A 25,080-nucleotide genomic window follows, 5' to 3' on the forward strand; every position below is an offset into this window, starting at 1 on the left:
TAACAACACCCTCTATATGGTTTAGCCTGTTTAACGTCGCGCCAGCAATAGCCCAACCACCAGCCCGACGGTCGCCCCAATCCCGACACTGCACCAAGGTTTGTCGCGCACATAATCATCAGTACAACACGCGAGCGTTTTCGCCCGTTTGATATAGCATTTACTGCGGCCACTCAAACGGTATTGAACCTCCTTTAGGGCTTTTTCCGCGCGAGCTTTGATTTCCTTATAGCTTTCATTAGCCGCATCGCCCGAGGCGCGCAACACTTCTTCCAGCGTATCAGTGAGCATAGTCAGATCGTCGTCCAGCGAAGTTTGCTGTTCTTTATCTCGGTTCATGTAGATTCTCCATGAGTGAAAAAAGTGCATTTTTTAAGCTTAGTCGAAAATAGTCAGCGCGGTATTGATTCAGGGCGGGATAGGAATTTTCAGGATTAATCTGTATAGCAAATATTTTGAGTGCAAAAAGGGGAATTGAAGCCCCTTTTGCCACTCACAAACCATCAGAAACGGATGCAGCACGCTCCTTGCTCCGCGCCGCTCAATTGTTCTCGCAAAGCACCAAACAACTCACGGCCGCATCCCACATGGAAAGCCGAGATATCCGGGGCTGTGGGCAAACGGATTGCCAGCTCGGCTTCATCCACCAGCAGCGAAAGCTCCCCACTGACACCATCGACCCGCAGCCGGTCACCATTGCGGATTTTCGCCAGTAAACCACCGCAATACGCTTCTGGTGTGACATGAATAGCTGACGGCACTTTACCGGATGCGCCAGACAAACGGCCATCGGTGACTAACGCTACCTTAAAACCACGATCCAATAATACCCCCAGCGGCGGCATCAGTTTATGCAACTCCGGCATACCAATAGCCCGTGGCCCTTGATAGCGCACCACCACCACACAATCGCGATCCAGCGCACCGGATTCAAAAGCTGGCCCGACATCATGTTGGCTGTCAAACACCACGGCTGGCCCTTCAATAATCTGATGATCATGCGGCACTGCCGAGGTTTTCATCACTGCTCTCCCCAGATTGCCACTCAATACTTTGGTGCCGCCATGGGGCGAGAAAGGTTTGGTGATACTGGCAATCACGCTGTCATCCAGTGAGCACTCTGGCCCGCTACGCCATTGCAACTGCCCCTCCTCCAGATAAGGTTCCTGCGTGTAACGTTGCAGGCCAAAACCAGCCACCGTGTGAACATCTTCATGCAGCAAACCGCCTTGCAATAACTCTTTTACCAACAATGCTACCCCGCCAGCGGCCTGGAAATAGTTAATATCCGCCGGGCCATTAGGATAAATGCGACATAACTGCGGAATCACTTCCGACAATTCGGAAAAATCATCCCAATCAATGATAATGCCTGCCGAACGCGCCATCGCCACCAAATGCATGGTGTGATTGGTCGAACCGCCGGTTGCCAGCAGCGCCACCATGCCATTCACCACCACTTTTTCATCCACTAATTGGCCGACCGGCAGATAATTGCCGCTGGTTTGCGTCAAGCGCGTGACTTGTCGTGCCGCAGCGGCGGTCAGCGCATCACGTAGTGGAGTATTGGGCTGGATAAAGGAGGAACCGGGCAAATGTAGCCCCATCACTTCCATCACCATCTGATTCGAATTGGCGGTACCGTAAAATGTGCAGGTTCCCGCGCTGTGATAAGAGGCTGACTCCGCCTCCAGCAGAGCATGTCGGTCGACTTTCCCCTCGGCAAACAGTTGGCGCACGCGCACTTTTTCTTTATTGGACAAGCCGCTGGCCATTGGCCCGGCCGGAACGAAAACCGCCGGTAAATGACCGAATGACAGCGCTGCCATCAGCAGCCCCGGGACAATTTTGTCGCACACGCCGAGATACAAAGCGCCGTCAAACATATTATGTGACAAGCCGATCGCCGCCGACATGGCAATCACATCACGACTCATCAGTGACAGCTCCATCCCATCCTGCCCTTGCGTCACGCCATCGCACATGGCAGGAACGCCCCCCGCCACCTGCCCGACCGCGCCCACTTCATGCAGCGCATCTTTCAGTTGTTGTGGGTAATGTTCGTAAGGCTGATGGGCTGATAGCATGTCATTGTAAGAGGTGATGATGGCAATATCGCTGCGCACCATATTTTTCAATGAGACTTTATCGTCCGGTTGGCAAGCAGCGAAACCGTGGGCCAAATTGCCACAGGCCAATTGTGAGCGGTGAACCGTATTTTCTTTGGCCGCACTGATTCGTTGCAGATAGGGGGTACGGGTCGCCGCAGAACGCGCAATAATACGCTGGGTCACGCGGGTGAGGGTCGGGTTCATCGCCATTCCTTATTCGCTCAGAGGAGCTAAAAGTTCAATACTGCCCGCCGGAAGGCCCATGAAGTCAGCCAGCACCTGTAGCAGCAAATTGTGATCATCCAAATGTGGCGCGCCGGACACATTTACGCTGCCAATAATGCCGGCCCGCTTAACTTGCAATGGGAAGCCGCCACCGAGTGCGGCGTAGTCGCGCAAACTGACACCATAGCGCTCTTCAAGGGAGGTTTGGCGCTGTTGCAGCATAAGCCCAGCGGCATAGGAGCTGGTGCCCAATAACTCCACCACATTGCGTTTTCGCCGCAGCCAATCACCATTTTCTGCGCTGGTGCCCGGCATGGCGTAGCTGAATAAAGTTTGCCCATTCACTGTGATATTAATCGCCAGTGCCACCCCTTGTAATTCGGCCTGTTGCTTTATTTTTTCGCCCAACTGCCAGGCGGTTTCATGATTAAAATGCATCAGTTGCAGCAAGTGTTGGTGCTGTTGGCAGTGGGTGAGTTGCTGTTGTAAATTCATGAGATTCTCCAGTGATAAGGCACAGGCGGCCATGCTGTTACCAGCCAAGACCACCTGCCCGGCTTAAGCGCGTTTTACTTTCTCTAAGCCTTTGTCAGCAATAACTTTTCCTTTTGCCGCGACTTCAACATCACACTCTTTTGGCAAGGTTAAGGTAATCAGCCCGGCAATAATCAATGAGCCCGCTAACATACAAACTGCTGCACTTTGGCCGTAGAAGAAGATCATCACGCCGACCAAATAAGGGCCACAGAAACCGCCTAAGTTACCTAATCCGTTAATCACGCCACGTGCGCCACCGGCCACTTCTGGCACCGCAATACGGCCCGGAATAGACCAGAATGGGCTGGTCGCAGCTTTGAGGAAGAACCCGCATACCACTAAAGCCAGATAAGAGATCAATACGTTGTGGCGGAAAATAACCGAGGTCACCAAACCGGCCGCAAAGCAGAACAGAGAAATCATTATCAGCAGACGGCGTTTGCCGGTTTTATCTGATAACGAAGAAATGACATAAATACCGGCGGTGGTAGCAATAAACGGCAAAATAGCCAGAATGCCGACCGAGGCCATATTACCGCCGGTCAGGTTTTTCAAAATGGTCGGCAACCACAAGGTGTAGCCATAATCCCCAGTCTGATAAAAGAAGTTCAGGGCGACTAATTTCATCAAACCTTTATTCAGGAAAACGGCTTTGAGCGGCGCATTGGTCACTGGCGCATCCAGCATCCGTTCCGCCCGTTCGCGTGCCAACTCAGTCACCAGATAATCGCGTTCTTTGGTTGACAGCCATTTGGCCTCTTCCGGTCTGTCACTGATAACAAACCACCACATTATCAACACCACGGCGGACAGCGAACCTTCGAGGAAAAACAGCCAACGCCAGTCTAACGCATTGATAATAAAGCCAGATAAAGGTGCCGTGAACATACCGCCGATAGGTGCGAACATCATCACGAACGCATTGGCGCGGCCAATCTCACGTTCCGGGAACCAGTTGCTCACCATGGTCAACACCACAGGTAACATGCCGCCCTCAGAGACCCCCAACACAAAGCGTAGGAATAACAATTGATAATGGTTAGTGACAAAACCGGTCAGAATCGAAACGACAGCCCAAACGGCAAGGGAATAAGCAATGAATTTTCTACCACTGCCATGAACGGCAATACGACCACCCGGTACTTGTAAAAATAAATAGCCAATAAAGAAAATACCACCCGCTAAACCGGCCATTTGGCTGGTAATAGCCAGATCGTTTTCCATGCCACCCGGTAACGCAAAACTAATATTAACCCGGTCCATAAAAGAAATAATACAAGCAATCATTATTGGCACAATAACGCGGAACCAACGGGCATTAGGGATCTTACTGTCCATATCAACACGCCTCTTTCTCTAGCTGAATAATTCTTATACTATTCATAAAATAGCGTAGGAAATGCCGCTAACAAATTAGAATAATTTGCCAGTTATTTAAAATACACGATGTAGTCTTTTATTTTTATTATAATAAGTTGAGGATTAATTTAATTAACCCTCATATTTTTCTTAATTAGTAATTAATGGCGGTGGGTGCTTTCTCACCAGAGAAATGAGCATAAATATTTGAGAATACAATATCACTCATTTGAATTCGGGTTTCTATAGTGGCACTGGCGATATGCGGTAGTAATACCACATTGTCCATTTCGATTAATGTTTGCGGCACATTAGGCTCATCTGCAAAAACATCCAAACCTGCCCCGCCAATTTCTTTCTGTTGCAGTGCACGGATTAAATCATCCTGATTGACCATACTGCCACGGGCAATATTGATCAATAGTGCATGATTTGGCATAGCGGCGAAAATAGTTTTATCAATCAGGCCAATGCTGTCTTTTCCGCCCGAAATCGCCACTACCAGAATATCACTTTGTTTGGCAAGGCTGATTAAGTCCGTCACATATTGATAGGGCAGACTTTCGATGTGCACAGTATCGGTATAGGCAATTTGCATATCAAAGCCCGCTGCGCGACGGGCAATGGCTTGACCAATACGGCCCATACCAAACACCCCCAGACGTTTACCGGTCACTTTAGAGGCCAATGGCAAGCTGCTGTGTGGCCACTGACCGGCACGGAGGAATTTATCGGCCTGACAAATACGCCGCGAGGTAGCGATAATCAGCCCCAGAGCAGTGTCCGCGACATCATCGGTCAATACGCCGGGAGTGGTGGTCACAATGATATTGCGCTCACGGGTGGTATCCAGATCCACAGCGTCGGTGCCAACACCGAAGATTGAGATAATCTGTACTTCGGGTAATAACGCCAGCACCTCGTTGGTTACACCGATATCCCCCCGGGTCACGATGCCTTTAATATTCACGCCCTGCGCCGCAAAAAACTCAGCAGTATCCGTAACTTGGAAGAGTTTGTGAACAATAAAGTTCTGTTCCAACTTCTCCGTCAAATAATCCATTACCGGGGCAATAATCAATACGGCTTGTTTGAAGGAGGATGGCTTGCTGTTTTTCATAACGAGTACCTGATTATGTCAATAAATCAAAACCAGAATGGCGATAAGTCATATCGGATGATTGAGCCATTCAGCGAATGTCGTTATGAGACCTGTTTTCAATGTTTTATTTTGTGACGCAGGTCACTGTAAATCATGTTAAGAAAACATGTTACCGGTAACGTGATCGACCTATCATTGTTCCTGCTGAATTGTTTCAGCTAATCAAATTGGCGTTAATGATTAATGTAATGGCTTAATCAAAATGTTATTGATTGGCATTATTTGTTATGGCCAGGAAGAGTATTATGGCGGGCTATCGCCAGGAAAGATCCCTGCCATTCAAGAACACAATGGCAGTTATAGATAATTTGTCTGTCTTTCAGCCGCGATGGAAATATTAAATAGTGCCACCGAGTGAAATACGATAATGCAGGTCAACCTGTTCAATTGTCGGGATTTTTTTGATTTTCTTAATCAAGATTTCAGCGGCCACTTTGCCCATTTCAAAGCGCGGAGTGGTAACACTGGCAAGCACCGGCGTGGTCGCCTGGCCGATATCCAGCCCATGAAAACCGGAAATCGCTATCTCTGCTGGTACCGCCATGCCCAATTTCAAGCATTCTTGTAACACGCCCACGGCCATATCATCATTGGTACAGAAAATAGCATCGACTTGCGGATACATTTGTCGTGCTAATGCCAACATTCCTGCACCAATTGAGACGGATGAGACTTTGTTGGGCGTAATATGGAGCGGCGCAAACCCGGCATCAATCATTGCCTGGCTATATCCTTGATAACGTTTACGATCCCGTACATCAGACATCGAACCAAAATAAACAACATGCTGTTTGCCGCTCGCCAGCAGTGTCGACGTCATATCATAGGCCGCCTGATAATTATTAAAACCGACGGTAATGCGGTTGAACTGTGGCTCCAGATCCATCACTTGCGCGACGGGAAGTTCCGAAGCATTCAGGTACTTATCCGCACGTAAAGTATGTTCAGAATCGGTAAGTATTAGCCCGGAAATCTGGCAAGACAACAGATTAACTATTTGTTCTTCTTCACGTTCTTTATTGTAATTATAGTTAACCACCAGTGTTTGATAGCTACTGGCGGCAGTGACCGACTCAATACCAGCCAGTAAATCGGAGAAAATTTGGTTATTAAAGGACGGCACCAAAATACCAATTCTTGGACTTTTTTGATTGAGGCTGGTTTCCCCTTCTGAATCAACACTGTAATTGACTTCAGCCATCACTTGAGCAATACGCTCACCGGTTTCTGGGGCCACTTTTTCCGGCGTGCGTAAGTAGCGGCTGACAGTCATTTTAGTCACGCCTGCTAGTAGCGCAATATCCTGTAACGTAACACGCTGGTTTTTCATGGCATATCCCTGGAACAAGAGTGTGGGAAGAATATACTCGTCATACTTCAAGCTGCATGTGCGTTGGCGGCACTCAATAACCCGAATCACTTACAACACAGTAAGCTCATCGGGATTCTCTCCCTTGCCGCCTTCCTGCAACTCGAATTATTTAGAGCAAAAAGTAATTATGCACTGTTAGCGGAGATAATGAAAAGCATGTTACTGATTTAAAATACAATAACAATCATGATTTCTATTATTTAGTTCTATTATTATCAATAAGTTAATCTGCATTTTCCTCCATAGATGAACAAAGCCCCCACAAATAGTCGCATTTTGCTGCTTTCAAGGCGATGTCGCTCACGTAAGTGGTAACAGCTTGCCGTAACATGATTTAAAGTGATCTGCGTCACAGTTTGGTGAGGCGGAAAACGGTTTGATAGGCACATGTTTTCACGCAGTCATTATTCAATAATATTGATTTTATAATGTCGCTTAATCAGCGCCATTTCCATCAGGAATTCACTATGAAGAATTTATTTTCGTTAGAAAACCGCAAAGTATTAATTACCGGTTCTGCTCAAGGTATTGGTTTTTTATTAGCTAAAGGTCTGGCCGAATTTGGCGCAGAAATAATAATTAATGATATTACCGCAGAACGAGCAGAAAAAGCCGTCGCCGAATTACGCGACAGTGGCTTTGTGGCTTATGCAGCCGCATTTAATGTGACTGACCATGATGCTGTTAATGACGCGATTACACAAATAGAAAATAGTATTGGTGCCATTGACATCTTAATTAATAATGCCGGTATTCAGCGCCGCCATGCCTTTACCGAATTCCCAGAAAAAGATTGGGATGATGTCATTGCGGTAAACCAGAAATCGGTATTCTTGGTTTCACAAGCGGTCTCCCGTTATATGGTTAAACGCCAACGCGGTAAGATTATTAATATTTGCTCAATGCAAAGCGAATTAGGCCGTGACACTATCACACCATATGCCGCCTCTAAAGGGGCAGTGAAAATGTTAACTCGTGGGATGTGTGTTGAACTGGCCCGTTACAACATTCAGGTCAATGGCATCGCACCGGGTTATTTCAAAACTGATATGACAAAAGCGCTGGTGGATGATAAAGCCTTCACTGATTGGCTATGCAAACGCACGCCAGCCGCCCGTTGGGGTGACCCGGAAGAGTTGATTGGTGCGGCAGTGTATCTGTCCTCCAAAGCATCTGATTTTGTTAATGGTCATCTGTTGTTTGTCGATGGTGGGATGTTAGTTGCAGTTTGATCGGCGGCCGAGGAAAGTTATGTCTGGTAAATGCATTATTGTGATGGGCGTATCCGGCACCGGTAAATCCTGTGTGGGGCAGGCGCTAGCGTTGGCACTTAACGCCAAATTTATTGATGGCGACGATCTACACCCGCGCGCCAATATCCAAAAGATGGCATCGGGGCAGCCACTGAATGACAGCGACCGCGCCCCTTGGCTGGAGCGGTTAAGTGATGTGGCGTATAGCTTGCAACAAAAAAATGAAGTGGGTTTTTTAGTGTGTTCGGCACTAAAAAAGCAATATCGCGACCGTCTGCGTGAAGGCAATCAGAGTATTCGCTTTCTGTGGTTGACGGGTGATTACGATTTGGTGTTGAGCAGAATGCAGCGGCGGGCGGGGCATTTTATGCCAGAGAGTTTGCTAAAGAGCCAGTTCGCGACCCTAGAAACACCAGATGCCCAAGAGCCGGACATCATTCCCATTGATATCTCGCCAGACATTGCCGGTGTTGTTGAACACTGCATTGCCGCGCTAGAGCAAGAAACAACATCAGCAGAAAATAATATCAACCATTGTGCTTAAGTGCCCGGCATGATGGACACGCAATAATATAGGAATAGTTATGATACTTGATGAACTGAAAAGCGCGGTGAATAACCCACTTTACCCGGATGCTATCCGCCGCACCCTGGCCGCCATCAGCAAGATGGATTTAGTCAATCTGCCCGCAGGCGAGCAAGATATTGAAGGCCGCGAGATTTACCTAAATCACATTATTGCCGCGTCCAAACCCTTGTATGAGCAAGCCCCTGAATTACATCGTTATTATATTGATATTCATATTCTGTTGGAAGGGAGCGAGGTGATTGGTGCTTCACCGTCAGCGCAAGGCCAGCGCCCGACGATGGATTTTGATACCGAGCGAGATTATGGTTTGTTTGAAGGAATTACCACCGAAACCTTGTTAACACTGGCTCCCGGTGATATCGCCCTGCTGTTCCCTGGTGAGTTACATCGCCCAATGGGAACGTTGGGAGAGGTTGCCCCGCTGCGTAAGATTGTGGTTAAAGTAGCAAATCATCTTTTGTGATTCGGTGTTATTTCGGTTGATAGATACCGGATCAGGTTTCGGGACATATCAACCGAACTAGATCACTAATCAATATCAACCCCAGGCTCCAAAGGACTCCTCCCTTGCTGCTCCCGCCGGGCCGCCAACCACAATCCACTGTTCTTCATGACATAGCCAAATACCACCCCGACTAACAGCGAGACAATGACGAGTTTCCAATCACCATTACCGGCGAAAGTGGCACACGCACCGATAAAGGTGCCGGGAACAAATGCTAGCCACTGCTGGCAAGCTTGGATGCACATCAAAAACGCTACAATGCCAGTCAGAACATAGCCAAGGATGGCCCATTCAGGCTGCAAGGGGCTGCCCTGAATAATCATCATTGCCCAAAATACCCCGCTCATGCAGGTTAACAGCGTGATCAGCAAACCTTTCAAGCCGCCTTGTGGGCAGGCAAAATAGGCGGTACAGCCGAGGAAACCCGCCCAGCTGATTAGGCCCAGGCTGACCGCAACCCACCCCCAGAGACCAGAGAGAATGCCGGTGGTAATGGCAATCATCAGAATAATGTTCATCAGCATTGACCTGCGCAACAAAGGTTAAAAGAGAAAGTGTATTGCGTGAAAGTTGCGCAGTTTACCTGAATCCAAAGTGTTTTTTGAGATTTAAATCTCAAAAATACTGAATGAACAACATTCAATACATTTGTTTTGTGACATGATTCACACTAAATGAGAGAAATATATTGCATTACGCGCACCAGTAGGCCGGTTCAACACTTTTTCCAACTCGCTATCAGATAGTGATTTGGTATATTCTAATTGTCCGACGACTCTATTCACAACGCTATGAATGAGAGTTTCTAACTCTTTCATTGACGGTAAAAACAGACTTTCGGCTTTGTGCTCATAATATTTTACTATCAGAGGATAAAATATTTCGGGCTCTACGCTGTAGCTAGCATGCTTATTTATATGAGCAGTCAAATCAGAAGAAATATGTTCATTGCCACTGACAGAATCCAGCAACTTGATTTTTTCATTTGTTTCTCCCAATGTAGATATACTGTCTTTTAGTTCATTTATTATTAGGCTTCCAAGATCTATAGATTTTGAACATGAAGAAGCCTCTCTCTCATACGTTAAATCAATCTTCCCAATAACTTCATTAACAACATGATTATTAATGAAGTTAACCAGTTCCAGTCTCATTTCAGGCTGTTCTTTTAATATGCCACCGACAAAGTCACACTGTGATCTTTCAATAAGATAACTACATGAATCTTCATCCTTTTGTGCTTTTAAAAGAAAAAAATCAAGGTGTTCTTTGCTTTTATTCACCATTTTATCTATTTCTATTGGAACGGAAAGTTTATCACTGACAGTTTTATCTTTTTCTTCCTTATTTAAACGACTAATTAGATTATTAATTACAACGCTTTCATTCTCACTAAATACTTCCGGCTTTGCCTTTAAAAAAGACTTATCGTTAGGATCATTATTAATTAACTCTTTGGCAGCATGAATACCTCGATAAACATAACTCACTACACCCATAAATATCACCTTAATAACATTGCCACCATGAGCCCCATTAATGAGGCTATCTATAAGCCTCTATTTTATGTAAATTCAGCATGTCATCGCATCCACTATTAACCCCACCCCAACCTTAAACAGCCTTAATTTCGCGGAAAATCTGCACGGGCAATAAAGACGAACAAGAATAAACACACCGGTGCAGCCACAATAAATAAGGTATTGGTGGCCACCAACAAACTACTGCGGTCAATTATCACCCCCAGTAACACCGGAACCCAGTTGGCGGTGTAGGCAATGACATAAAACAGCGACAACAAACACGCATGACTGGCTTGCGGTGAAATCAAATTCACCAGTGCGGCACTGCCAACAAAGATAGAGCCGAACGCATAGCCCGTCACCACCATGCCCATCCCCGCCAAAAGCAATGAATGGAAGTGAACCGCAGCCGCAAAAGCCATCACAGCACCCCCTTGAGCCAGACAGCCGGAGTACAGTGAGAAACGGCTATCCAAATTGCGACTGACTAATTGGCAGATACCGGCAATCACCAGATATAACGCGATGACATAGCCAAATAACCCTTTGCTTTGGACTGATAACAACTGCTCTGCAATGGCCGGCCCGATCGCCAGAATACTGGCAGCAACGGCCCAAGAGACAAACAGTGCCGCCGCACAAAGGAAGAATTTACTGCCGGTCAGCCGTAGGCCAATGAGCAAGCGGCTATCTTGCGAGCGCGGCCCACTAGTAGAGTGTGGGATAACCACAGCAACGTGCTTGGGCCAGAAAAATGCCACTCCCAGCGCGGCCGTCATAGCCATCACAATAATTAAAACAAACGGCACCACTGTCGGGTGGAAATTGGCTTGCAGTGACAAACTGCTAAATACCGGCCCCAACGCCAGTCCGACGGTAAAAGATAAGGTGGCAATCAATGCCGCGCGTTTACCGCCATCAGGCGGGCAAAAACGAATCAAGGCCAGATTTGCTGCGCCAGTCAGCGCCCCGGTTCCAATCCCCGCTAATAATCGCGCCATAAACATTAGGCTGAAAGAACCAGCAACGGCGAATAACCATGCGCCCCCCAGCACCGCGCCCAGCGCGGGCAGAATCATCAGCCGCAGGTCTGTCACTTTCCCGGCCAGATTCCCTACCGCAAACAGTGAAATCAACACCCCCGCAGCATAAGCGCCATAGATCATAGTCAAACTGACCGAGGTTAAGGCCAGTTGTTGCTGATACAGCGGATAAAGCGGTGTTGGCGCGCTGCTGTTAAGTAGTGCCGCGGTCAATGCCAGTGCAATGAAAAATAGCACCGAAAAATAGGTAGTCGCCGTGTGGCTAGCGGGTGCGGTGCGGGTTAATGCCTCAGTCATCATTGGCTCCTGAAACTGCGCGATAAGTACAAGATATTGTCAGTACGACAAATTGAAAACAGGGCATTATACGGAGGGCATCGGCAAGTCAGTATCTGCAAGAATGCATCAGAGTGATGCATTTATTTCTCAGCCGAATCGCCGTTAGCTATAATCCTCCCCTATCCCACCCAACAACTCAGAGACGCTATCAATGAATTGGGATGATGCCAGATTCTTCCTTGCCGTCGCGCGTAAGGGCAGCTTGCGCCAGGCAGCCCATGAGCTACAGGTGGATCAGGCCACTGTCGGCCGTCGAATCACCACCTTGGAACAGGTTCTGGGCGCGAAGCTGTTTATCCGCACACCAAAAGCCTTTACCCTCAGCCCGCTAGGAGAACAGGTGCTGGCTGAAGTTATGGTGATGGAAAATGCCGCGCAAAGTATTGGCCGCAAAGCCGCCAACAGTGATAGCCGCTTACAAGGTATGGTGAGTCTCGCTGCCACCGACACTATCGCTGAGGCCTTTGTGCTGCCCGCCCTCAAGCAGCTACACCAGCATTATCCCGAGATTACTCTGCGGGTGCTGACCGGCATTGATATTTCTGATATTGCTTATAACAGTGTCGATCTGGCCATTCGCGGTGTCCGCCCTGATGATAATGAGCTGGTTATCAAGCGGTTGGCAACTATCGAGATGGGCCTGTATGCCAGCCGTGATTATTTGGCCCGCTGCGGCGAGCCACAACGGGGTGAACATTTTCGTGGTCACGAACTGCTGCTGTTTCCGCGGCAATCCGTGCCGCGCCACTGGCAAGATTTGTGCGGTGAAACCTTGGAAAATCCCCATGTGGTGCTGGAGAGTAATTCTCAGCAATTGTTGCGGGCTGCAGCACGTAAAGGGGTGGGTATTGGCTTGCTGTCGTGCTTTTTGGCTAATAATGACGACGAGCTGGTGCGCATCTGGCCAGAGCAACAAGATTGGGTGGATATCTGGCTGGTGGTTCACCCGGATGTACAACGGGCGGCCAGAGTGCGGGCGGTCATCAGTGCGCTTGAGATAAGTTTTAGCGGTGCCCGTCACCCATAAAACAAAACCCCCTGCGCGTTTCAGCTAACAGGGGGTTTTTAGAGTGACTTAACAATGAATTACATCAGCGGTTGAGCCAACTGCACCAGCGAAATCAACGGCTGCGGGTAGACCCCCAAGAACAGCACCAGAATCGCGGAAATCAGTACCACCACACCACCGGCAGTCAGTGCCCAGTTGCTTGGTGTGTCGCGGACTAATGTTTCCGGCGCACTGAGGAACAAACTGACAGTCACGCGCAGATAGTAGTACAGGCCGATGGCGCTGCCCAATACCACGGCACCGGTCAGCCACCACAGATTGGCGCTCACACCCATTGCCACCACAAAGAACTTACCAATGAAGCCCAAGGTCATTGGGATACCCGCCAGTGACAGCATCATCACCGTCATCACCGCAGACAGAATTGGCTTGTGCCAGAACAACCCGCGATAAGAGAACAGTGACTCTGCATCCGGGCCTTTGTACGGGCTGGACATCAGGCTGACCACACCGAAAGCACCCAAGCTGCTGAACAGGTAACCGGCCAGATAGACGCCGACGGTTTCCAGTGCCAACTGGTGGGTTTGTACCGCCACCAACGCAATCAGCAAATACCCCAGGTGCGCGATAGAGGAATAACCCAACAGACGCTTGATGTTGGTCTGGCTGATAGCCATCAGGTTACCAAACAGAATTGATGCCACCGCAATCAGTGACAGCACCAAACGCACCGCTTCACTGTCGGCGGCTGGCGCATACAGGAACAAGCGCATCACTACCGCAAAGATAGCAATCTTACTGGCAGTCGCCAGGAAGGTCGATACCGGAGCAGGTGCGCCCTGATACACATCCGGCGTCCACAGTTGGAATGGCACCAGTGACAATTTAAAGCCGAGGCCGACAATCATCATCCCCAAACCGGCCAGAATCAGCGGTTTGTGGACCATGGAGTCACTCAAGCTTTTACCGAGACCGGCGAAAGACAAGTTACCGGATTCCGCATACAACAGCGCCATGCCGAACAGCAGGAATGACGATGCCGCCGCAGACAGCAGCATGTATTTGATACTGGCTTCCAGTGAGCGCTTCTGGCGATAGGCATAACCAATCAGACCAAACAGCGGCAAGGAAATCAGTTCAATGCCCAAGAACAGCGACGCCAGATGGTTAGCACTGGCTAACAAAATGCCGCCCATGGTCGCAATCAGCACCAGCAGGTAGAACTCTTCGCGGTTATCCGGATAGCCGTTCAGCCACGGATAAGCAAAGGTACTGGTCGCCAGACTGGCAACAATCACCAGCCCGGTGTAGAACATCGAGTAGCCGTCAACCCGCATCAGCGGCGTGACATCCAGTGGCCCGACCTGACCGACAAAATAAAGTGACAGCAGCGCCAGTTTAAGCCCGATGACCGTCAGAGTGGCGTTAATAAAATGATCGCGTCGCCACGCAATGGACAGCATCACAACCACCACCGTCAATCCGACGATCAACAGCGGTAGCATTGCGATCAGTTGTTGAGGAGTTATTGTCATGGCGAATTACGGCCTTGTTGTTGGAATAATAGATGAAGCATTGAACCACTGCTGTACATTACTCATCGCCGCATGGGAGGTGTCGAGAATGGGCTGCGGATAAACCCCCAGCAACACTAACAGCACCACTAACAGCAGGATGATAGACAGTTCCCTTGCACTCATACCCGGTAATGGCTCTTCTGATTTTGGTGCGCCGTAATAAGCACGTTGCATCATAATCAGCGAGTAAACCGAAGCAAAAACCAGCCCAAAAGTAGAGATCACGGTAATCACCGGAACCACCTGGAAGCTGCCAAACAGGATCATAAATTCGCCCACGAAGTTACCGGTACCCGGCATCCCCAATGTGGCCACCGCGAAGAACAGTGACAGTGCAGGCAAGTACTTGATTCGCCCCCACAAACCGCCCATCTGGCGCATATCACGGGTGTGCAAGCGCTCATACAACTGGCCGCAGATGATGAACATACCGGCGGCTGACAAGCCGTGGGCAATCATCTGGATAACCGCACCTTGGTAAGCCAGTTGGCTGCCGGTATAGATGGCAATCAACACAAAGCCCATGTGCGATACGCTGGTATAAGCAATCAGGCGCTTGATATCGGTCTGGCAGAACGCCATCCACGCACCGTAGAAAATACCGATAACACCCAACCACATGGCGATTGGTGCGAACTCTTGCGAGGCCGTCGGGAACAATGGCAAGCTAAAACGTAGCAAACCATAGGCCGCGGTTTTCAGCAAAATCCCCGCCAGGTCGACAGAACCCGCCGTCGGTGCCTGACTGTGTGCATCCGGCAACCAGCCGTGCAATGGCACCACCGGCATTTTTACCGCAAACGCGATAAAGAAGCCCAGCATCAGCAACCATTCCACATTGTGGGACATCGGGGTTTTCAACAAATCTTCATAGTTGAAAGTCCAGATACCGGTGGCGTTGTAGTGCACAAACACCAGCCCCAGAATGGCAATCAGCATGATAAGACCGCTGGCCTGGGTATAGATGAAGAACTTGGTCGCCGCCGCGATGCGTGTTTTACCGTCTGATGCTTTGTGACCCCACAAGGCAATCAGGAAGTACATCGGCACCAACATCATTTCCCAGAAGAAGAAGAACAGGAACATGTCGATGGCAAGGAACACGCCGATGACCCCACCCAGAATCCATAATAGATTCAGGTAGAAGAAACCCTGATTGCGCTGAATTTCACGCCACGAACAGAGGATAGCCAGCACGCCCAGCAAGCCGGTCAACACCACCATCAGCAAAGACAAACCATCTAAAGCCAGATGGAATGAAATGCCAAACCGTGGGATCCACGGCAAGGTGAATTCTGACTGCCACTGCGGGATGCCCGCCGGGTTCATCAGTGAATAGTTGCCCTGTACCCACAGTTGCAGGGAGAGCACCAATGTCAGCCCCATCGCGAGTAACGCTATCCAACGCGGTACTCTGGTACCGAAGCGTTCACACTGCCAAGACAGTAAGCCGCCGATAAAGGGGATAAGAATTAGCCAAGGTAATAGCATGGCGTTTTGTGTCCCTAATTAAACGAAAAGCAACAGAGCCAGTACGACGACTGCACCCAAACCTATAGACGCGACATACCAACGCACCTGCCCATTTTCACTGACGGTCAAACCGCGATTACTCCAGCGCGCAAGCACCGCCGGGGTATTCATCAGTGAGTTCAGCGGATCACGTTGCAACAGTTTTGCAATCCACAGATACGGGCGGACAAACACGTTATGGTACAGCCAGTCGAAGCCCCACGCGTGGAACCACCAGACCGTAAAGAAGCGGCCCAATGCACTTTGCGCGATGCTGTTGACCAACTGACGTTTGCCCAAATACAGGAACGCGGCCAGTGCAATGCCAATCACCACCAGCACGCCGGAGAAGATTTCCAGCGGCATTTTGCCCTCTTCACCGAAGTGAAGCTCTGGCAATACACCCGCCAGTGGGGGGGTTATTAGTGCGCCAACAAATGTCGACAGCACCAGCAACACTATCAGCGGCAGGCTGTGAGTGATCCCTTTGACTGGATGCGCTTTGGTTTTTGGCTCGCCATGGAACACAATGAAAATCATCCGGAAGGTATACAGCGCGGTGAGGAATGCCCCAACCAGCCCGGCGACCATCAGATTGATATGGCCACTGGCCAATGCGCCCCACAGAATTTCGTCTTTACTGTAGAAGCCTGCGGTGACGATTGGCAATGCTGCCAGCGCCGCGCCGCCCACCAGGAAGCAGATATACACCAATGGAATAGTCTTACGCAGACCGCCCATTTTGAAGATGTTTTGCTCGTGGTGACAGGCCAGAATCACTGAACCCGAGGAGAGGAACAGTAACGCTTTAAAGAAGGCATGGGTCATCAGGTGGAAGATAGCGGCATCCCACGCCTGAACGCCGAGCGCCAGGAACATGTAGCCAATCTGGCTCATGGTGGAATAGGCCAGCACCCGCTTGATATCGGTTTGCACCAATGCCGCGAAGCCCGCCAACACCAAGGTCACTGCCCCGATAATACCCACCAGATGCAAGACTTCTGGTGCCATCAGGAACAGGCCGTGAGTACGCGCAATCAGATACACACCGGCAGTCACCATGGTAGCCGCATGGATAAGCGCGGAAACCGGGGTCGGGCCAGCCATTGCATCGGCCAACCACGTTTGTAATGGCAACTGCGCCGATTTACCCACTGCACCACCGAGTAGCATTAGCGTCGCCCAGGTAATGGCGGTAGAGCCCATTTCCAGTTTCTGCGGTGCCAATACCATCAGCTCACGAATGTTCAGCGTACCCAGCTCTTGGTAAAGAATGAACAGCGCAATAGCCAGGAACACGTCACCGACGCGGGTCACGATAAAGGCTTTCATCGCCGCCGCGCCATTAGCCGGATTGGTATAGTAGAAACCAATCAGCAGGTAACTGCACAGGCCCACGCCTTCCCAACCCAGATACATCAGCATCAGGTTATCGGCCAGCACCAAAACCACCATACTGGCGATAAACAGGTTGGTGTAGGCGAAGAAGCGAGAATAGCCCTCTTCCCCACGCATATACCAAGAGGCATACATGTGGATCAGGAAGCCCACACCGGTGACCACAGACAACATGGTCAGCGACAAGCCGTCCAGGGTCAGGGTCAACGGAATGTTGAAAGTGCCCACTGACATCCAGTTCCACAGGGTTTGGTTAAATACCTGAACCCCGGTAGCTTTCTGACTGAGGAAGTCCACAGCGACATACAGTGTGACTAGCGCCGTCAGACCAATCGACCCCACCCCGACAGTGGCAGAGGTATTTTCAGACCAACGGCCACGGGAGAATGCCAACAGCAAGAAACCCAGCAGTGGCAGCAGAATTGTTAAATATAATAGGTTCATCCGCGCATCTCACTGACTGTGTCGATATTCAGAGTATGACGGCGACGATACAGCTGTAACAGCAATGCCAGGCCAATACTGGCCTCGGCTGCTGCCAGCGTGATCGCCAGGATATACATCACCTGACCGTCAGCCTGCCCCCAAAAACTGCCCGCCACCACAAAGGCGAGCGCCGCTGCGTTGATCATCACTTCAAGGCTTATCAGCATAAACAGCAGGTTGCGACGAATAATCAACCCCGTCAGCCCCAGCACAAACAGGATGGCCGCTAAAATCAGGCCATGTTGTAGAGGGATCATGCTTGTTCCTCCGTTTTTCTTTTCGCGTTCGCGCTATCGCTTGCGCCCAGCACTTCGCCTGGCTTGTGTTCACGCCCGATATGGAAGGCAACCACCAGACCGGCCAACAGCAGCATTGACGCCAATTCAACCGCCAGCACATAAGGGCCAAACAAGCTGATACCCACCGCTTTGGCATCGACCATTTCGCCAGTGATACCCTGATGAGTTAACGAGCTAATGGCATAAATCAGTACCGACAACAGCACCAAGGCCAGTAAACCGGGGCCAATCCACAAGCTCGGTTTCAACCAATCGCGCTCTTGTTGCTCGACATTGCCCAAATTCAGCATCATCACCACAAACACGAACAGCACCATAATGGCACCGGCGTAAACAATGATTTCTAACGCACCGGCAAAGTAAGCCCCCAGCGAGAAAAACACCGCCGAGATAGCCAACAAAGAGATAATCAGGTACAGCAGCGCATGTACCGGGTTGGTGTGAGTGATAACGCGAATAGTCGCCACCACTGCCACCAATGCTGCAATATAAAATGCAAATTCCATGGACGCTGGCTCCTAAGGCATCAGACCTTTAACGTCGATCGGTTTGGCTTCATTTTCAGCTTCGCCTTTCGGCTTGCCGTCAACCGCCATACCGGACATCCGGTAGAAGTTATATTCCGGATATTTACCCGGCCCCGAGATCAACAAGTCTTCTTTCTCATACACCAGATCCTGGCGTTTGAACTCACCCATTTCGAAATCCGGCGTCAGCTGGATAGCAGTCGTCGGGCAAGCTTCTTCACACAGGCCACAGAAAATGCAGCGGGAGAAGTTGATACGGAAGAACTCCGGATACCAGCGCCCATCTTTATGCTCAGCTTTCTGTAATGAAATACAGCCAACCGGGCAGGCGACGGCACACAGGTTACAAGCAACACAGCGCTCTTCACCATCAGGGTCACGCGTCAGCACGATGCGGCCACGATAGCGCGGCGGCAGGTAAACCGGCTCTTCCGGATACATTTGGGTTTCGCGCTTGTGGAAGGCATGAAGGCCAATCATCCACAGGCTGCGCACTTGGGTGCCGAAACCAACCACTAACTCTTTCAACGTCATGGTTCATTCACCCCTTATTGAGCGTTGTACAAAATGACCGCGGCAGTCGCCAGCAGATTCAGCAGGGTCAACGGCAAGCAAACTTTCCAGCCGAATGACATCACTTGGTCATAACGTGGGCGCGGCAAGGATGCACGGATCAGAATGAACATCACCATGAAGAAAGCCGTTTTCAGCGCAAACCAGATAAATGGCGGCAAAAACGGGCCTTGCCAACCACCGAAGAACAAGGTGACTATCAGTGCAGAGACAGTCACGATACCGATGTATTCACCGACGAAGAACAGACCGAATTTCATACCGGAATATTCAATGTGGTAACCATCGGCCAGTTCTTGTTCAGCTTCTGGCTGGTCAAAGGGATGACGGTGACAAACTGCCACCCCCGCAATGGCAAAGGTCAGGAAACCAAAGAATTGCGGAATAACATTCCAGACGTGTTCCTGAGAGTTAACAATATCCTGCATGTTAAATGAGCCAGCCTGTGCCACCACGCCCATCAAAGACAGGCCGAGGAACACTTCGTAACTCAGGGTTTGTGCTGATGCACGCATCGCCCCTAACAGAGAATATTTGTTATTACTGGACCAACCGGCGAACAGCACAGCGTATACCGCCAGCCCCGCCATCATCAGGAAGAACAAAATACCGATATTAAGATCCGCAACCGCCCAGGTCGGGCTGACCGGGACGATGGCGAAAGAGAGCAGCAGCGAGGTAAAAGCAATCACCGGGGCCAGAGTAAAGATGGCTTTGTCGGAGAACTTCGGTACCCAGTCTTCTTTGAAGAACATTTTGATCATGTCAGCCACTAGCTGCAATGACCCGCCCCAGCCCACACGGTTTGGCCCGTAACGGTTCTGGAACAAGCCCAGCAAGCGGCGCTCGCCGAAGCTCATAAATGCACCGCAAGTCACCACGACCAGCAGAATCACTACCGCTTTCAGGACAGAGATTAAAATCTCAATCAATTCAGGGGTAAACCAGCTCATAGTACTGCCTCCCGCAGATTCTCAACGCGTGCACCCACCATAATCGGCGGAATACCCGGTAAGCCAAGCGGCAAGCCGACCTGACCCTGAGCCAAGGTTTCACTCAAACGCACTGGCAGACGCAAAGTCTGACCGGCGCAGTTGAATTCCACCAGCGTACCGAGGTTAACCCCGAGACGGGCTGCATCAGCAGGATTAACCATCACATAAGGTGCTGGCATGCGCTGCTGGATCACATCTGAACGCTGAGACATCTCTTCACTACCAAACAGGTGGTAGTAAGGGGCAATCTGCCAGCCGTCAGCCTGAGCGGTAAAGGCCGCCGGTACCGAATCAAAGTAACCCAGTGTTCCCTCTCCGGCTTCAATCAGGCGCACACCCGGATCACCAAAGCGCAGACTGCCACCCACTTCCGCCTGGAATTTGTTCCATGCTTGCGGTGAGTTCCAGCCCGGTGCCCAGGCAAATGGGATCTGCTGACGGTCAGCCAATGGGCTGTTGTTCCCTTCCATTGAGAAGGCAAACGGCGTGTCGATATCCTGCGGCTGACGCGGTTCGTGCACACTGATGTCTGCGCGCATCGCGGTACGGCCACTGTAGCGGATTGGGGAACGCGCCAGTTTTTGACCACGGATACGGAAGCTGGCATCTGGTGCGGCTTCAACAATACCTTCCAACTGTGGCAATGCCGCGACACAGGCCGCAATCACGTGATCCAGCTGCGTCCAGTCCACATGACGGCTGGTATAAGTTGAGTGCAGGGAGTGCAGCCAACGCCAGCTTTCCAGCATGATGCTGTTGTTTTCCGGCTTTTTCGGGTCGTCATAATAGGTGGGATCATAAACCTGGAAGAAGCGCTGAGCGCGGCCCTCCTGATTGACCAGCGTCCCATCACTTTCAGCAAAACTGGCGGCTGACAGAATCAAGTTCGCTTTATCCATGATGGCGGTGCGCTGATGATCAACCACTATCAGGTTGGCGACTTTATCCAATGCTGCATCAACTTTGTCTTGCGCTGCATGGCGATAAAGATCGTTTTCCATCACGATAACGCTGTCTGCATCGCCTTGGGTCAATGACGCCAATGCTTGATCCAGAGAACCGCCGCCGATCATAGTCAGACCAATGCTGTTGGCGGCACTAGCAACGAAAGTAATACCGACGTCTGAACCACGGCCTTTCAGGGCTTTCGCCACGTTAGCTGCGGCCTCGATGATGGCATCGCTACCCGCATTGCTACCGGTAATAATCAGTGGTTTCTTGGCACCGGCTAGCGCCTGCACGATGATATCCACTTTGCCTTTCAGCTCTTTCGCTAAATCATCCACCGCTGGCGCGGATTCATCCAATGCATGAGCAATGGCAAAACCTAAGCGAGCCTGGTCATCTACCGGCGCACGATAGTTCCATGCCGCGATATCATCCATACGGGTGTTATCAACGTTAGTGATAAACAGCGGATGTTTAGCATGTTGGCCGATGTTCATGATGGCGGCAATCTGCCAGTCAGCCACTTTCTGTGCGGCAGCCATTTCACGGGCTTTACCTTTCACCGCCTGGCGAACAGACAGCGCGATACGCGCACCGGTCTGAGTCAAATCTTCACCCAGAATCAGCACCGCATCGTAGCTTTCAATTTCGCGCAGTGACGGCGTATAAACTCCGCCTTCTTGCAGGACTTTCAGCATCAATTGCAGGCGTTGTTGCTCGCTTGCGGCGATACCGGTATAGAAGTTTTCCGCACCCACCAGTTCACGCAACGCAAAGTTGCTTTCCAAACTGGCGCGAGGTGAACCGATACCAATGGTTTTCTTCGCCTGACGCAGAATATCCGCCGCACCTTGCATCGCCTGCTCGGCGTTGAGGTGGATCCAGTCATTGCCACGCAATTGCTGCGGCTGACGTGGGCGGTCTTTGCGGTTGACGTAACCATAACCAAAGCGGCCGCGGTCACACATAAAGTAGTGGTTCACGCTGCCGTTGTAACGGTTTTCGATACGGCGCAATTCACCATAGCGTTCGCCCGGGCTGGTGTTACACCCCACGCTACACTGTTGGCAGATACTAGGCGCGAACTGCATATCCCATTTACGGTTATAACGCTCGGAATGCGTTTTATCGGTGAATACGCCAGTCGGGCACACTTCTACCAGGTTACCCGAGAACTCGCTTTCCAGCGTGCCGCTCTCGGTGCGGCCAAAGTAGACGTTATCATGGGCCCCGTAGACACCTAAGTCAGTGCCATCAGCATAATCTTTGTAATAACGCACACAGCGATAACAGGCGATACAGCGGTTCATTTCATGGGAGATGAACGGGCCGAGATCCTGATTTTGGTGTGTCCGTTTGCTAAAGCGATAGCGGCGGAAACTGTGGCCGGTCATCACTGTCATATCTTGCAGATGACAGTTCCCCCCTTCTTCACAGACCGGGCAATCGTGTGGATGGTTTGTCATCAACCATTCAACCACACTCTCACGGAACGCTTTGGCTTCGCCGTCATCAATGGAAATAAAGGTTCCATCAGTGGCTGGCGTCATACAGGACATCACCAAACGCCCACGAGTGTCGTCCGCGTTTTGGTATTGCTTTACCGCACATTGGCGGCAAGCGCCGACGCTTCCCAGCGCCGGATGCCAGCAAAAGTAAGGAATATCGAGTCCCAGGGAGAGACAAGCTTGTAACAGGTTGTCGGCCCCGTTTACGTCGTATTCTTTGCCGTCTACATGAATCGTAGCCATAGTCAGCATGCTTCCAAGTGGCTTGCCATAAGGCAAGCGTTAATCAAAAATTCTGGCGGGATGAATGACCGGTTCCGGATAAACGGGCCGGGGCATTCATCAGGGCTACCAACGTTGCTTCAATAGGTTATTCGGTTGAATACCGGCTATGGTTCGGGTGTTACCATAGTCTTTCGCTGCGATCCCGGCTTCGAATTCTTCCCGGAAATATTTGATCGCGCTTTGTAGTGGTTCAACCGCGCCCGGCGCATGAGCACAGAAGGTTTTCCCCGGCCCCAAGAAGCGGCAAAGCTGCTCCAGCGTCTCGATGTCGCCCGGCTGACCTTCGCCGCGCTCCAGTGCACGCAGGATCTTCACGCTCCACGGCAACCCATCGCGGCAAGGTGTACACCAGCCACAGGATTCGCGGGAGAAAAACTCTTCCAGATTACGCACCAGCGGCACCATACCAATTTCATGGTCGACTGCCATTGCCAATGCAGTGCCTAAACGGCTGCCCGCTTTAGCAATGTTTTCGAAGTCCATCGGCAAATCAAGGTGGTCGGCGGTCAGGAAGTCAGTCCCTGCCCCGCCCGGCTGCCAGGCTTTGAATTTCAAGCCATCGCGCATACCACCGGCGTAATCTTCCAGAATTTCACGGGCACTGATACCAAACGGCAATTCCCACAGACCCGGATTTTTCACCCGGCCCGAGAAGCCCATCAGTTTGGTACCGGCATCGTTACTCTTACCGGCAGTGATCCCCTGATACCACTCCACACCATGCTCAAGAATGGCCGGAACGTTACACAGAGTCTCTACGTTATTGACGCAAGTCGGTTTACCCCAAACACCGGAAGATGCAGGGAAAGGCGGCTTGGAACGTGGGTTAGCACGGCGGCCTTCCAGCGAGTTAATCAGCGCAGTTTCTTCACCGCAGATATAACGGCCAGCGCCGGTATGGACAATCAGCTCAAAATCAAAGCCGCTGCCCATGATGTTTTTGCCAAGCATTCCGGCTTCAGTCGCCTCAGCAATCGCACGGCGCAAGTGCACGGCGGCTTCGATATATTCGCCACGCAGGAAGATGTAACCGCGGTAAGCTTTCAGCGCAAACGCACTGATCAGCATCCCTTCCACCAGCAGATGCGGCAATTGCTCCATCAGCAGGCGGTCTTTATAGGTACCCGGTTCCATCTCATCAGCATTGCACAGCAAATACCGGATGTTCATGCTTTCGTCTTTTGGCATCAAGCTCCACTTCAAACCGGTGGAGAAGCCAGCACCGCCACGCCCTTTCAGGCCCGCGTCTTTGACTAAGCTAACAACATCAGGTGGTGCCATGCCTTTTAAGGCTTTTTCAGCACCCAAATAACCGTTTTTGCTGCGATATTCATCCAGCCATACCGGCTGTTTGTCATCGCGCAAACGCCAGGTCAGCGGGTGCATTTCCGGCGTGCGCACAATCTCTTTGGTAAAACCTGAATGAATTGTCATGGATATTGCTCCAGTAACTTCTCAATATCTTCAGGTTTCAGGTAACTGTGGGTATCGTCGTCGATCATCATGGTCGGGCCACGATCACAGTTCCCCAAGCAGCAGGTCGGCAGCAGTGTAAAGCGGCCATCAAAGGTGGTTTGACCGGGCTGAATACTGAGTTTTTTCGAAATCGCGGCCTGGATCCCTTGGTAACCAGTGATGTGGCACACCACGCTGTCACAGTAACGGATCACATGACGCCCAACAGGTTGGCGGAAGATCTGGCTGTAGAATGTCGCAACACCTTCAACATCACTGGCCGGGATACCCAGCACTTCAGCAATGGCGTGAATTGCCCCATCCGGCACCCAACCGCGTTGTTTCTGCACAATTTTCAGTGCTTCTATCGACGCGGCGCGGGCATCTTCGTAATGGTGCTTTTCATGCTCGATAGCATCACGTTCTTCAGCACTCAATTCAAAAGCTTCAATTGTGGCTGCCGGTTCAGCCGCATTGACTGCCAGATTTG

At 50.6% G+C, this 25,080-nt stretch carries 22 protein-coding genes and 1 pseudogene; 4 read left to right on the plus strand and 19 right to left on the minus strand.

Annotated elements, in window-relative coordinates:
* Nucleotides 1–30 precede the first annotated feature (30 nt).
* The 6 genes from DX162_RS20590 to DX162_RS20615 form a co-directional block, all read right to left on the minus strand.
* The gene (locus DX162_RS20590; protein WP_004389413.1) at nucleotides 31–339 is read right to left on the minus strand and encodes an ElaB/YgaM/YqjD family protein; all 309 of its coding nucleotides are present in this window, start codon (nucleotides 337–339) and stop codon (nucleotides 31–33) included.
* A 164-nt stretch (nucleotides 340–503) separates the two neighbouring features.
* Nucleotides 504–2,315 carry a phosphogluconate dehydratase gene (gene edd / locus DX162_RS20595; RefSeq protein WP_172460439.1) on the minus strand — a complete coding sequence of 604 codons (1,812 nt, stop codon included), beginning with the start codon at nucleotides 2,313–2,315 and terminating at the stop codon, nucleotides 504–506.
* Between the two features lie 9 nt (nucleotides 2,316–2,324).
* Nucleotides 2,325–2,831, minus strand: coding sequence for a heme-degrading domain-containing protein (locus DX162_RS20600; protein WP_032819373.1), 507 nt, complete (start codon nucleotides 2,829–2,831; stop codon nucleotides 2,325–2,327).
* Nucleotides 2,832–2,894: 63 nt separating this feature from the next.
* The gene (locus DX162_RS20605; RefSeq protein WP_004389410.1) at nucleotides 2,895–4,211 is read right to left on the minus strand and encodes an MFS transporter; all 1,317 of its coding nucleotides are present in this window, start codon (nucleotides 4,209–4,211) and stop codon (nucleotides 2,895–2,897) included.
* 175 nt (nucleotides 4,212–4,386) lie between these two features.
* Nucleotides 4,387–5,352 (minus strand): 2-hydroxyacid dehydrogenase, encoded by a 966-nt coding sequence (locus DX162_RS20610; protein ID WP_004389409.1) that lies wholly within the window; start codon nucleotides 5,350–5,352, stop codon nucleotides 4,387–4,389.
* Between the two features lie 379 nt (nucleotides 5,353–5,731).
* Nucleotides 5,732–6,724, minus strand: coding sequence for a substrate-binding domain-containing protein (locus DX162_RS20615; protein ID WP_004389408.1), 993 nt, complete (start codon nucleotides 6,722–6,724; stop codon nucleotides 5,732–5,734).
* 509 nt (nucleotides 6,725–7,233) lie between these two features.
* Here DX162_RS20615 and idnO point away from each other — a divergent pair.
* Genes idnO through DX162_RS20630 form a run of 3 tightly spaced genes read left to right on the plus strand, consistent with a single transcriptional unit; the run spans nucleotide 7,234 to nucleotide 9,071 of the window.
* Complete coding sequence (gene idnO, locus DX162_RS20620) at nucleotides 7,234–7,998, plus strand: gluconate 5-dehydrogenase (protein ID WP_032820335.1); 765 nt, start codon at nucleotides 7,234–7,236, stop codon at nucleotides 7,996–7,998.
* 19 nt (nucleotides 7,999–8,017) lie between these two features.
* A complete protein-coding gene (locus tag DX162_RS20625; RefSeq protein ID WP_004391668.1) occupies nucleotides 8,018–8,563 on the plus strand; it encodes a gluconokinase in 546 nt (181 codons plus the stop codon).
* Nucleotides 8,564–8,603: 40 nt separating this feature from the next.
* A complete protein-coding gene (locus DX162_RS20630) occupies nucleotides 8,604–9,071 on the plus strand; it encodes a NanQ anomerase/TabA/YiaL family protein (RefSeq protein ID WP_004391667.1) in 468 nt (155 codons plus the stop codon).
* A gap of 65 nt (nucleotides 9,072–9,136) precedes the next feature.
* Here DX162_RS20630 and DX162_RS20635 read toward each other — a convergent pair whose 3' ends face one another.
* The 3 genes from DX162_RS20635 to DX162_RS20645 all read right to left on the minus strand — a co-directional run bounded on the left by DX162_RS20635 (nucleotide 9,137) and on the right by DX162_RS20645 (nucleotide 11,979).
* Complete coding sequence (locus DX162_RS20635) at nucleotides 9,137–9,631, minus strand: DUF1097 domain-containing protein (protein WP_032820341.1); 495 nt, start codon at nucleotides 9,629–9,631, stop codon at nucleotides 9,137–9,139.
* A 147-nt stretch (nucleotides 9,632–9,778) separates the two neighbouring features.
* Nucleotides 9,779–10,612, minus strand: coding sequence for a hypothetical protein (locus tag DX162_RS20640; RefSeq protein WP_098080918.1), 834 nt, complete (start codon nucleotides 10,610–10,612; stop codon nucleotides 9,779–9,781).
* A gap of 125 nt (nucleotides 10,613–10,737) precedes the next feature.
* Nucleotides 10,738–11,979, minus strand: coding sequence for an MFS transporter (locus tag DX162_RS20645; protein ID WP_004391663.1), 1,242 nt, complete (start codon nucleotides 11,977–11,979; stop codon nucleotides 10,738–10,740).
* A gap of 190 nt (nucleotides 11,980–12,169) precedes the next feature.
* Between DX162_RS20645 and DX162_RS20650 the strand changes: the two genes are divergently transcribed.
* A complete protein-coding gene (locus tag DX162_RS20650) occupies nucleotides 12,170–13,045 on the plus strand; it encodes a LysR family transcriptional regulator (RefSeq protein ID WP_004391662.1) in 876 nt (291 codons plus the stop codon).
* A gap of 59 nt (nucleotides 13,046–13,104) precedes the next feature.
* Here DX162_RS20650 and nuoN read toward each other — a convergent pair whose 3' ends face one another.
* The 10 genes and pseudogenes from nuoN to nuoE form a co-directional block, all read right to left on the minus strand.
* A complete protein-coding gene (nuoN, locus tag DX162_RS20655; RefSeq protein ID WP_004391661.1) occupies nucleotides 13,105–14,562 on the minus strand; it encodes an NADH-quinone oxidoreductase subunit NuoN in 1,458 nt (485 codons plus the stop codon).
* Between the two features lie 6 nt (nucleotides 14,563–14,568).
* The gene (gene nuoM, locus DX162_RS20660) at nucleotides 14,569–16,095 is read right to left on the minus strand and encodes an NADH-quinone oxidoreductase subunit M (protein WP_004391660.1); all 1,527 of its coding nucleotides are present in this window, start codon (nucleotides 16,093–16,095) and stop codon (nucleotides 14,569–14,571) included.
* Between the two features lie 18 nt (nucleotides 16,096–16,113).
* Nucleotides 16,114–17,958, minus strand: coding sequence for an NADH-quinone oxidoreductase subunit L (gene nuoL, locus DX162_RS20665; protein ID WP_032820333.1), 1,845 nt, complete (start codon nucleotides 17,956–17,958; stop codon nucleotides 16,114–16,116).
* Nucleotides 17,955–18,257, minus strand: coding sequence for an NADH-quinone oxidoreductase subunit NuoK (nuoK, locus tag DX162_RS20670; protein WP_032820332.1), 303 nt, complete (start codon nucleotides 18,255–18,257; stop codon nucleotides 17,955–17,957). The genes nuoL and nuoK overlap by 4 nt, the downstream gene beginning before the upstream one ends.
* Nucleotides 18,254–18,805 carry an NADH-quinone oxidoreductase subunit J gene (nuoJ, locus tag DX162_RS20675; RefSeq protein ID WP_004391657.1) on the minus strand — a complete coding sequence of 184 codons (552 nt, stop codon included), beginning with the start codon at nucleotides 18,803–18,805 and terminating at the stop codon, nucleotides 18,254–18,256. The genes nuoK and nuoJ overlap by 4 nt, the downstream gene beginning before the upstream one ends.
* Nucleotides 18,806–18,817: 12 nt before the next feature.
* A complete protein-coding gene (gene nuoI / locus DX162_RS20680) occupies nucleotides 18,818–19,360 on the minus strand; it encodes an NADH-quinone oxidoreductase subunit NuoI (protein WP_004391656.1) in 543 nt (180 codons plus the stop codon).
* Between the two features lie 14 nt (nucleotides 19,361–19,374).
* Nucleotides 19,375–20,352: an NADH-quinone oxidoreductase subunit NuoH gene (gene nuoH / locus DX162_RS20685; protein ID WP_032820330.1), complete on the minus strand. Its 978-nt coding sequence runs from the start codon at nucleotides 20,350–20,352 to the stop codon at nucleotides 19,375–19,377.
* The gene (gene nuoG, locus DX162_RS20690; RefSeq protein ID WP_032820339.1) at nucleotides 20,349–23,093 is read right to left on the minus strand and encodes an NADH-quinone oxidoreductase subunit NuoG; all 2,745 of its coding nucleotides are present in this window, start codon (nucleotides 23,091–23,093) and stop codon (nucleotides 20,349–20,351) included. The genes nuoH and nuoG overlap by 4 nt, the downstream gene beginning before the upstream one ends.
* Before the next feature lie 105 nt (nucleotides 23,094–23,198).
* Entirely contained in the window at nucleotides 23,199–24,569 is a 1,371-nt protein-coding gene (gene nuoF, locus DX162_RS20695; RefSeq protein ID WP_032820329.1) for an NADH-quinone oxidoreductase subunit NuoF, read from the minus strand.
* Nucleotides 24,566–25,065: pseudogene (gene nuoE, locus DX162_RS20700) on the minus strand (NADH-quinone oxidoreductase subunit NuoE). The gene nuoF and the pseudogene nuoE overlap by 4 nt, the downstream one beginning before the upstream one ends.
* Nucleotides 25,066–25,080 lie beyond the last annotated feature (15 nt).

The sequence above is a fragment of the Yersinia kristensenii genome (genome assembly GCF_900460525.1).
Taxonomy (GTDB): Bacteria; Pseudomonadota; Gammaproteobacteria; order Enterobacterales; family Enterobacteriaceae; genus Yersinia; species Yersinia kristensenii.